This is a genomic window from Archangium sp. (assembly GCF_036389735.1).
Lineage (GTDB): Bacteria > Myxococcota > Myxococcia > Myxococcales > Myxococcaceae > Archangium.
Genome location: NZ_DASVWK010000955.1, coordinates 1 through 9,151, shown reverse-complemented (window position 1 = coordinate 9,151; position 9,151 = coordinate 1). Strand labels below are relative to the sequence as shown.

At 68.7% G+C, this 9,151-nt stretch carries 9 protein-coding genes; 4 read left to right on the top strand and 5 right to left on the bottom strand.

Translation table 11 applies throughout. From position 1 onward, the window contains the following. Window positions 1-29 precede the first annotated feature (29 nt). Window positions 30-719: a hypothetical protein gene (locus tag VF794_RS33995; protein WP_331117281.1), complete on the bottom strand. Its 690-nt coding sequence runs from the start codon at window positions 717-719 to the stop codon at window positions 30-32. A 76-nt stretch (window positions 720-795) separates the two neighbouring features. Between VF794_RS33995 and VF794_RS33990 the strand changes: the two genes are divergently transcribed. From VF794_RS33990 to cmk, 3 genes are read left to right on the top strand one after another with little or no spacing between them, the layout of a single operon-like run. After that, window positions 796-1,764 carry an acetyl-CoA carboxylase carboxyltransferase subunit alpha gene (locus VF794_RS33990; RefSeq protein ID WP_331117280.1) on the top strand — a complete coding sequence of 323 codons (969 nt, stop codon included), beginning with the start codon at window positions 796-798 and terminating at the stop codon, window positions 1,762-1,764. A 27-nt stretch (window positions 1,765-1,791) separates the two neighbouring features. After that, window positions 1,792-2,886 carry a histidinol-phosphate transaminase gene (gene hisC / locus VF794_RS33985; protein WP_331117279.1) on the top strand — a complete coding sequence of 365 codons (1,095 nt, stop codon included), beginning with the start codon at window positions 1,792-1,794 and terminating at the stop codon, window positions 2,884-2,886. Next, window positions 2,883-3,572, top strand: coding sequence for a (d)CMP kinase (gene cmk / locus VF794_RS33980; RefSeq protein WP_331117278.1), 690 nt, complete (start codon window positions 2,883-2,885; stop codon window positions 3,570-3,572). Before hisC ends, cmk begins: the two co-directional genes overlap by 4 nt. 21 nt (window positions 3,573-3,593) lie before the next feature. Here the strand turns inward: cmk and VF794_RS33975 are convergent, their stop codons facing one another. Continuing rightward, window positions 3,594-4,085, bottom strand: a complete 492-nt coding sequence (locus VF794_RS33975; protein ID WP_331117277.1) for a GAF domain-containing protein — start codon at window positions 4,083-4,085, stop codon at window positions 3,594-3,596. Between the two features lie 96 nt (window positions 4,086-4,181). Between VF794_RS33975 and VF794_RS33970 the strand changes: the two genes are divergently transcribed. After that, on the top strand, window positions 4,182-4,910 hold the full coding sequence (locus tag VF794_RS33970; protein WP_331117276.1) for an NAD-dependent deacylase: 729 nt from the start codon (window positions 4,182-4,184) through the stop codon (window positions 4,908-4,910). 4 nt (window positions 4,911-4,914) lie between these two features. Here the strand turns inward: VF794_RS33970 and VF794_RS33965 are convergent, their stop codons facing one another. From VF794_RS33965 to VF794_RS33955, 3 genes are all read right to left on the bottom strand, one after another. Continuing rightward, window positions 4,915-6,630: a sodium:solute symporter gene (locus VF794_RS33965; protein ID WP_331117275.1), complete on the bottom strand. Its 1,716-nt coding sequence runs from the start codon at window positions 6,628-6,630 to the stop codon at window positions 4,915-4,917. After that, window positions 6,627-6,797, bottom strand: a complete 171-nt coding sequence (locus tag VF794_RS33960; protein ID WP_331117274.1) for a hypothetical protein — start codon at window positions 6,795-6,797, stop codon at window positions 6,627-6,629. Before VF794_RS33960 ends, VF794_RS33965 begins: the two co-directional genes overlap by 4 nt. Next, on the bottom strand, window positions 6,794-9,151 hold a 2,358-nt coding region (locus VF794_RS33955), incomplete at its 5' end, for a PIG-L family deacetylase (protein WP_331117273.1). The genes VF794_RS33955 and VF794_RS33960, both read right to left, overlap by 4 nt.

The following is a 9,151-nucleotide window of genomic DNA, read 5'->3' as shown; positions in this document are numbered from 1 at the left end:
CCCTCCAGGTCCCCTTCGAGGAATCCGTCCTACGCTTCGCACTCGGACGGAGAGTCGAGGAACGTTCCCAATTCCTCGACTTCGAGCACTCCCCGAAGGGTCATCTTCCCGCGAAGGAGCTTTCTTCCCGGAAAGCTCAAGGTGAAGGAGCGCCCTTTGAGGGTGTACGAGCCCGTCACCTCCTCGGTACGGCTCGGGTTGGCGTCGTCCTCGATGACGCGCCGCCACAGCACCACGCGCTTCCCGTCGGGAAAGGTGAGCCTGCGGGTGGAGCCGTAGACGCCCTCACCGGGGGAGAACCAGGAGACGCGGCGGAGGAGCTCCGGAACGTGGGCCTGTTTCTCCGGGGACAGGCCCAGCAGCTTCTGCCAGCCGAGGGTGTCCCGGATGGGGTCCAGGTCCGCGTCCTCCCTGGCGCGGGCGAGCCGGCGCGAGTCCAACCGGACGGCGGTGTTCAGCCGCTCCAGGATGGTGGCCCGGTGGGCCGAGTACGGGCAGATCTGCCCTTTCTTGCGCAGCACGCCCAGGGTGGCGGCCACGTTGTAGTGGGCGAGGGCGAACTTCGGGTCGGCCTGGGCGGAGGCCTCGAATTTCTCCAAGGCTTCGGGGTACTTGCCGGCCTGGTAGAGGCGGAACCCCTCCGAGTTGAGGGCGCGGGCGGACTGGGCGGGCGCGGGGGCGGCCAGGGTGAGGGCGAGCAGCAACAGGAGTCGGTGCATGTCGGGGGCATTCTACGCACCGCGTAACCGGTTGCGCGTTGAAAGCCCGGAAGGCAGGTGATAGGGCTCCCGCGCCATGGCGAACGGCATCAACTATCCACTCGATTTCGAGCGACCGCTCATCGAGCTGGAGAAGAAGATCGACGAGCTCAAGGCCCTCTCGGCGAGCGGCTCGGTGGATTTCACCTCGGAAATCTCCAAGCTGGAGAAGAAGGCCAAGAAGCTTCAGACGGAGATCTTCAGCGATCTCACCCGTTGGCAGGTGGTGCAGCTGTCGCGCCACAGCTCGCGACCGTACCTGATGGACTATGTCCAGCACCTCTTCACGGACTTCTTCGAGCTGGCGGGAGACCGCAGCTTCGGGGATGACACGTCGATCGTCGGCGGCTTCGCGCGCTTCGATGGCCGGGTGGTGATGGTGCTCGGCCACCAGAAGGGGCGCAACACCAAGGAGAACATGGCGCGCAACTTCGGCATGCCGCGCCCCGAGGGCTACCGCAAGGCGCTGCGGCTGATGGAGCTGGCCGAGCGCTTCGAGAAGCCCATCTTCACCTTCGTGGACACGCCGGGCGCCTACCCGGGCATCGGCGCCGAGGAGCGCGGTCAGGCGGAGGCCATCGCGAAGAACCTGGAGGTGATGAGCCGGCTGAAGGTGCCCATCGTCTCCACGGTCATCGGTGAGGGCGGCTCGGGCGGCGCGCTGGCGATCGGCGTGGGCAACCGCGTGCTGATGCTGGAGAACAGCGTCTACTCGGTCATCTCCCCTGAGGGCTGTGCCTCCATCCTCTTCCGCGATCCCACCAAGGCGGACAAGGCGGCGGACGCGCTGAAGCTGACGGCCAAGGACCTCAAGACGATGAACATCATCGACGACATCGTCCCCGAGCCCGCCGGCGGCGCACACCGCGATTACCCCAAGGCGGCGGAGAACCTGGGCAAGGCCCTCCGCAAGCACCTCGGGGAGCTGAGCGAGCTGTCGGTCGACGACCTGATCCAGGACCGGTACCAGAAGTTCCGCGCGCTCGGCGTGTTCTCGGGTCGTTAGCCGTTCATCCAGGAAGCCAGAAATCCCATGAGACCGCTCGTCCCCCCGTACATCGAGACGCTCAAGCCCTACGTCCCGGGTAAACCCATCGAGGAGACGGAGCGCGAGTACGGCCTCACGGGTGTCATCAAGCTGGCCTCCAACGAGAACCCGCTGGGGCCTTCGCCCAAGGCGATCGAGGCCATGCGGGCCGCGTCGCAGAAGGTGCACCTCTACCCGGACGCCAGCAGCTACGCGCTGGTGCGCCGGCTGGCCGCGCACGTGGGGGTGAAGCCGGAGGAGGTGGTGCTGGGCTGCGGCTCGAACGAGCTCATCGAGCTGCTCATCCGTACCTTCACCACGCCGGACGAGGAAGTGTTGTTGAGCAAGGGCTCGTTCCCGGCCTACCGCATCTCCACGCAGGCGCACGGCCGACCCTTCGCCGAGGTGCCCATGCGCGAGGGGCACCGGTATGACCTGGAGGGCATGGCGAAGGCGATCACCCCGCGCACGCGGATGATCTTCATCGCCAACCCGGACAACCCGACGGGGACGACCTTCGGCCGCGAGGAGTGGGAGGCCTTCCTGGCGAAGGTGCCCGAGCACGTGCTGGTGGTCCACGACGAGGCCTATTTCGAGTTCGTGGACTGGCCGGAGTACTTCAGCGCGGTGGAGTACATCCACCAGCGCCCGAACGTGGTGGCGCTGCGCACGTTCAGCAAGATCTACGGGCTGGCGGGAATCCGGCTGGGCTATGGGGTGATGGACGCGAAGCTGGTGAACTACCTCCAGCGCACGCGGATGCCCTTCAACCTGACGATCCCCGCGCAGATGGGCGGGCTGGCGGCCCTGGACGACGGGGAGCACGTGCGGCGCACGCGCGAGCTGAACGCCGAGGGGCTGCGCTTCTACGAGACGGAGCTGCCGAAGCTGGGCGCGAAGCTGACGAAGAGCCACGCCAACTTCGTGATGGCGGACTTCGGCCAGCCGGCGGTGGAGCTGTACGAGAAGCTGCTGCGCAAGGGCGTCATCGTGCGGCCCATGGCGGGCAACGGCTACCCGACGTCGCTGCGCATCTCGGTGGGGACGCGCGAGGAGAACGCGCGCTGCGTGGCGGCGCTGAAGGAGGTCCTGGCCTCATGAGCACGCGTCCCTTCATCGTGGCCATCGACGGTCCGGCGGGAGCGGGTAAGTCGACCGTCTCCAAGGTGCTGGCGCGACGGCTGGGCTTCGCGCTGGTGGACACCGGAGCCATCTACCGCTGCGTGGCGCTGAAGGCGCGGCGGGAGAGCATCGCCTTCGACGACGACACGAAGCTGGGCGAGCTGCTGGGCCGGCTGTACATCACCTTCCAGGTGGTGGGCGAGGACAACCACGTGTTCCTGGACGGGGAGGACGTGTCGGGGGAGATCCGGACGCCGGAGAACTCGATGGCGGCCTCTCAGGTGTCGAGTCGGCCGGTGGTGCGCGCGGGGCTGCTGTCGCTTCAGCGACGGCTGGCGCTGGAGACGCCCAAGGGCGCCATCCTGGAGGGCCGGGACATCGGGACGGTGGTGTTCCCGGACGCGGACGCGAAGTTCTTCCTGGAGGCGGATCCGGACACCCGGGCGAGGCGCCGCTACGAGGAACTCTTCCAGAAGGGCGTGGAGCGCCCGCTGGGGGACGTGCTGGCGGATCAGATCAAGCGGGACCAGGACGACGCATCGCGAGCGGTGGCGCCGCTGAAGCCGGCGGACGACGCGATGCGGATCGACTCGACGAGCATGCCGCTGTCCGAGGTGGTGCAATCGCTGGAACTGGAGATCCTCGCGAGGCTCTCCAAGCGGTAGCCCCCCATCCCGGCGTGACACCTACCGCCGCCGGGAGAACCACCCCATCAACTCCTCGAGCGCGCGGCGATCCACGTCGTCGAAGGTGGCCTTGTGCTCGGAGTCGATGTCGAGCACGGCGATGAGCTCGCGGTTCGGCCCGAACACGGGGACGACGATCTCCGAGGCCGAGCGCCCGTCACAGGTGATGTGACCGGGGAACGCGTGCACGTCCTCGACGACGACCGTCTCGGCCTTGGCGGCGGAGGTGCCGCAGACGCCCTTGCCGAAGCGGATCTCCAGGCACCCGAGGGTCCCCTGGTAGGGGCCGACGCGCAGGAGCTTGCCGGGCTCGACGACGCGGTAGAAGCCGGTCCACAGGTGACCGAAGGCGTTGTGCAGGAGGCAGCTCATGGTGGCCATGCCGGCCACGTCGTCGTTGATGCCTTCCAGGACGGCCTCGGCGTGCTTCTTGAGCTCGGCATAGGCCTCGGCCTTGGGCATGCCACGCAGATCCAGGGTGACTTCAGCCATGGTGTGATCCTCGAAACAGCGGCCGGCGAGAGGTCGCGTCGGCGCGAGGCACATGTTTAACCTGAACCCGATTGGGCCGCGATATCGGGAGGGTGCATGGAAACGCTGCGCATCGATAAGGAAACCCGCCTGCTCGTCCTGACGGGGGCGGGGGTGTCCGCGGAGAGTGGCATCCCCACTTTCCGTGGAGGGAATGGACTCTGGGAGAACCACCCCGTCGAGAAGGTGGCCTCGCCGGAGGGCTTCCGGGAGGATCCGTCGTTGGTGTGGCGCTTCTACTCGCAGCGAAGGGCGGGGGCGGCGCCCTGCAAGCCAAACCCGGGACACCTGGCGATGGCCGAGTGGGAGCGGAAGCTGGGGGATCGCTTCCTGCTGGCGACGCAGAACGTGGACGGGCTGCACCGGGTGGCCGGGAGCCAGCGGCTGGTGGAGCTGCACGGCAACCTCTTCACCACGCGCTGCTCACGGTGCGAGCGGGAGCCCTTCGAGGACCGGCTGGCCTACCCGGAGGGGACGGTGCCGCTGTGCGGGCAGTGCGGAGGCAAGCTGCGCCCACACATCGTGTGGTTCGGCGAGGCGCTGGATGAGCGGGACCTGCTCCGGGTGGGGTACTTCCTGGATCGGAAGGACACGCGGCTGGTCTTCATGGCGGTGGGCACGTCGGGGGCGGTGTGGCCGGCGGCGGGCTTCGTGGACGGGGCGCGGGAGCTGGGAGGGGAGACGTGGCTGGTGAACGCGGACCCGGCGGACAACGCGCACCGGTTCCACCACTTCGTCCAGGGCCGCAGCGGCGAGGTGCTGCCGGCCCTGGTCACCATCGACTGAGCGGCTACGTCTGTACGGACGGACCGGCCTGCTGCTCCCGAGGCATGAAGGGCTGGAGGAGCAGGCTCAAGACGACGACCAGCGCACAGCCGATCACGTTGTACCAGAGGTAGCCAATCTTCGTGGTGGCGTAGAGGGCAATCACGGTGCCCTGGGAGAGCACAGCGGCCAGGAAGACGGCATGGCTCCGGACGTGCTTGAGGAAGAACGCCACGAGGAAGAGGCCCAGCACGGTGCCGTAGAAGATGGACCCGAGGATGTTGACCGCCTGGATGAGGTTGTCGAGCAGCGACGCGAAGCTCGCGAAGGCGACGGCGACGAGGCCCCAGAAGACGGTGAGCAGCTTCGAGGCGATGAGCATGTGGCGATCGGAGGCCTCGCGGCGGATGAGCCGCCGGTAGAAGTCCACCGTGGTCGTCGCGCCCAGGGCGTTGAGCTCGCTGGCGATCGAACTCATGGCGGCCGCCAGGATGACGCAGATGAGCAGCCCGACCAGACCGCTGGGCATCCAGTCCTTCACGAACGAGATGAAGATGTAGTCCGAGTCCTTGGTCTCGGCGCCGGGGAGGGCGCGAGAGACCACGGCCTTGGCCTCCTTGCGAAGCCCCTCCGCCGTCCGAGAGGTGGCCTGGAGGCGCTCGCGGGCGCTCGCCACGGCGGCGCTGTCACCGGACTCCCGTGCCGCCAGGTAACGGTCGGCCTCGGCGCGCTTGTCGGCCTGCGCCTGGGCCCACCGGGTCTCGACGGCGGCGAGCTCGTCCGCGTGCGCGGTCGCCTGGACGCGTGCGCGCAGGGTGTTGTTGAAGAGCAGCGGCGGCGCGGTGAACTGGTAGAAGACGAAGACGAGGATCCCGACGAAGAGGATGAGGAACTGCATCGGGATCTTCAGCACGCCGTTGAACAGCAGCCCGAGCCGGCTCTCGGTGATGGAGCGGCCCGTCAGGTAGCGGCCCACCTGGGACTGGTCGGTCCCGAAGTACGACAGCGACAGGAAGAGGCCGCCAGTGATGCCGGACCAGAAGTTGTAACGGTCCTGGAAGTCGAAGTCGAAGCTGACCACGTTCATGCGGCCGAGCGCTCCCGCGACGTCCACGGCCTGCCCGAAGGACACGTGCTCGGGCAACCGCCACACGATGACGAGGGCGGCCACGACCATGCCCCCGAGCATCACCACCATCTGTTGCTTCTGCGTCTGGCTGACGGCCTTGGAGCCGCCCGTCACCGTGTAGAGGATGACGAGCCCCCCCATGAGCACGATGGTCGGCTCGAGCGGCCAGCCGAAGATGGCCGAGAGGATGATGGAGGGCGCGTAGATGGTGATGCCGGAGGCCAGCCCGCGCTGGATGAGGAAGAGGAGCGCGCCGAGCAGGCGGGTCTTCAGATCGAAGCGCGACTCCAGGTACTCGTAGGCCGTGAGGACGTTCAGCCGGTAGTAGATGGGGACGAAGACGGCGCTGATGATCACCATCGCGATCGGCAGGCCGAAGTAGAACTGCACGAAGCGCATCCCGTCCTCGTAGGCCTGGCCCGGGACGGAGAGGAAGGTGATGGCGCTCGCCTGCGTGGCCATGACCGACAGACCGATGGTGGGCCAGCGCAGATCATGCCCACCGCGCAGGTATTCCTCGGTGGTGTTGCTCTCGCCGCGCGTGCGCCACAGGCCCCATCCCACGATGAAGGCCGTCGTCCCGATGAGAACCAACCAGTCGAGCAGGGTCACGCGTAGGCCCGGGTGATCGCCCAGAAGAGGGCGACGAGCAGGGCAAGGGTGCCCAGCACGAGGGTGTAGATGTTGCGCCAGGAGCCCAGCAAGGGAGGCGCGTCGTCGAGCTCGGGCCGAGGCTTGGGGGCCCCGGCGCGTTCAGGAGGCTTCGTACCAGTGGTCATCGTTCGAGGAGGTTGGCGAGCAGGCGGTAGGCGCCGGGCACGCCCGAGGGAAGCTGACGGAAGAAGGCGAGGCCCGTGTAGATGAAGGTGCCCTTCCCATGGCGGGCGACGAGCAGCCCACCGCGCAGGGGCTCCTCGCCGGGGTCGTTCATGGCGAAGACGGGACGGTAGCGCTCGTCCCACTTCGAGGCGAAGTAGAGGCCCCGCTCCTGGACCCAGCCCTCGAAGTCGGCGGCCGTGAGGCGGTTGGGGCCGCTCAGCAGCGGCTCCTTGGGGTTCACGGGCGTCATCGCCGCGGTCTCGTCCGTCACGCGGTCGCGGCCGAGCTCCAACGGGTAGGGCCCCAGGGACGCGTTGAGCGGGCCCACGCGGCTGTTGGTGTTGTACTGCACGAGCAGCCGTCCTCCCCGCTCCACGTACTGCATGAGCCGATCATGGTGGAGGGCGAGGCGCGGGTTGGCGTTGAACGCGCGCACTCCGACCAGGATGGCCTCGAAGCGCTCGAGCTTCTCGGAGGCCAGGCGCTCCTCCGGGAGCAGCGTCACCTCGTACCCGACGGCGGCGAGGCTCTCGGCCACCCGGTCGCCCGGCCCGGGGATGTACCCGAGCCGCCGCACCTTCGTGGCCAGCGCGAAGGGGACCAGGGTCGCCTCGGAGGGCTGGCGCACCATCTGCGGCGGGATGTGCTCATGGTTCACGGTGCGCAGGCGCCACGACTCGGAACGGCCGCCACTGTCGACGACAACGCGCAGGCGGGCCCGCTCGGTCGCGCCCTTGGGCGGAGTGAGCTGGAAGCGGACCGTGCGCTCGTCGCCGCGTGCGGCGAGCTGGAACGGCGCCTCGGCCGGTTCGGCGCGCCAGCCCGCCGGCACCTCGAGCCGCACCTTTCCGGCGGCCTCGGCCCGGCCCGCGCTCAGCACCACCGAGACGGCCTGGGTCGCCCCGTTGGGGAACATGAGGACCTCCCGCTCGAGCGTCGCCGTCACGGCCGGGGCGATCTCGAAGGCCCGGTAGAGCTCCCCACGCACCGGATCCGTCCACGCGTAGACCACCGGACGGACCACGGAGAAGCGTTTGCCGCCCACCTCGTAGGCGAAGGTCACCGCCAGGGCGGGCTCTCCCTCGGGTCGGCCGACGAGGGCGCGATCCGGCTCGTCCAGCGCGTAGAGGCCCCCCGCGACGGGCTTGCGGAGCCAGTAGGGCGTGGAGATCCGAGCGTCCGCCGGGAGCGTCACCGGCTTGGAGAGCTTGAAGGGCTTGTCCCCGGTCAGGTCGGCGCCGGCCGACACGGACTCGCCGCCCGGGAATGTCACGCTCACCAGCCGGAGCGCGGCGGGCGAGCGGTTCAGCGCCATCACGTTCAACGCCACCTGGCTGCCCGGAACGGCGGAGGCCTCCGCCGCGCGTACCTCGAGGAACAGGCCCGCGCATGCGGCCACGAGGGCCTCCGTCTCGCGCAGCTTGATGGCCTTCCACGGATTGGCGTCGGGCAGGGCCGAGAGCGCCTCGTGGACGCGCAGGAGCGCCGGGATGCTGAGGTGCGGCGAGCGAGGGTTGAAGCCGTTCGAGGCCTCGTCGATGGCCTGGACGACCTTGTCCGTGCCGCTCCACCGCCGCCACGTGAGGTCGAGCCCCTCGAAGAGGTCGGACTTCGGGCGCGTCCCGGAGAGGGGATTGAAGTACTCCAGCAGGGGCCCGCGCTCGGCCGCCACACCGAAGCCCTGGCTCTTGTGCTGGCTGCGGCTCTCCGCCGCGATCTCCCCCCAGGAGCGCCCGAGGAGCGGATCAAACCCACCCACATCCACCTTCAGGTAGGCGGACATGTCGGCGTTGGGCCCCAGGTTCCAGGTCGAGACGTTGTTCAGCAACCGGTCGGCCTTCCAGGGCTGGAGCTGTCCGAGCTGCTCGGGGAAGCGCGCCGGGTCGGCCGCGGCGGCGAAGGCCTCCTCGGCGAGGAGGGCCGAGGCGGTGTGGTGCCCATGGTTCGGCGGCTTCGTGGTGAAGCGCGTCACGATGATCTCCGGCTGGAAGCGGCGGATGGCGAGCACGACGTCCGCCAGCACCTCGTCACGCCCCCAGATGCGCAGCGTCTCGTCGGCGCTCTTCGAGTAGCCAAAGTCCCGGGCCCTCGTGAACATCTGCTCGGCGCCATCGATGCGGCGCGCCGCGAGCAGCTCGTGCGTGCGGATGAGTCCGAGCAGCTCATCCTGCTCGGTCCCGATGAGGTTCTGCCCGCCGTCGCCGCGAGTCATCGAGAGATAACCCGCGCGCAGGCCGCGCCCGCCAGCGAGCCACGCCAGCAGCCGGGTGTTCTCGTCGTCGGGGTGGGCCGCGACGTACAGCACGCTGCCCGT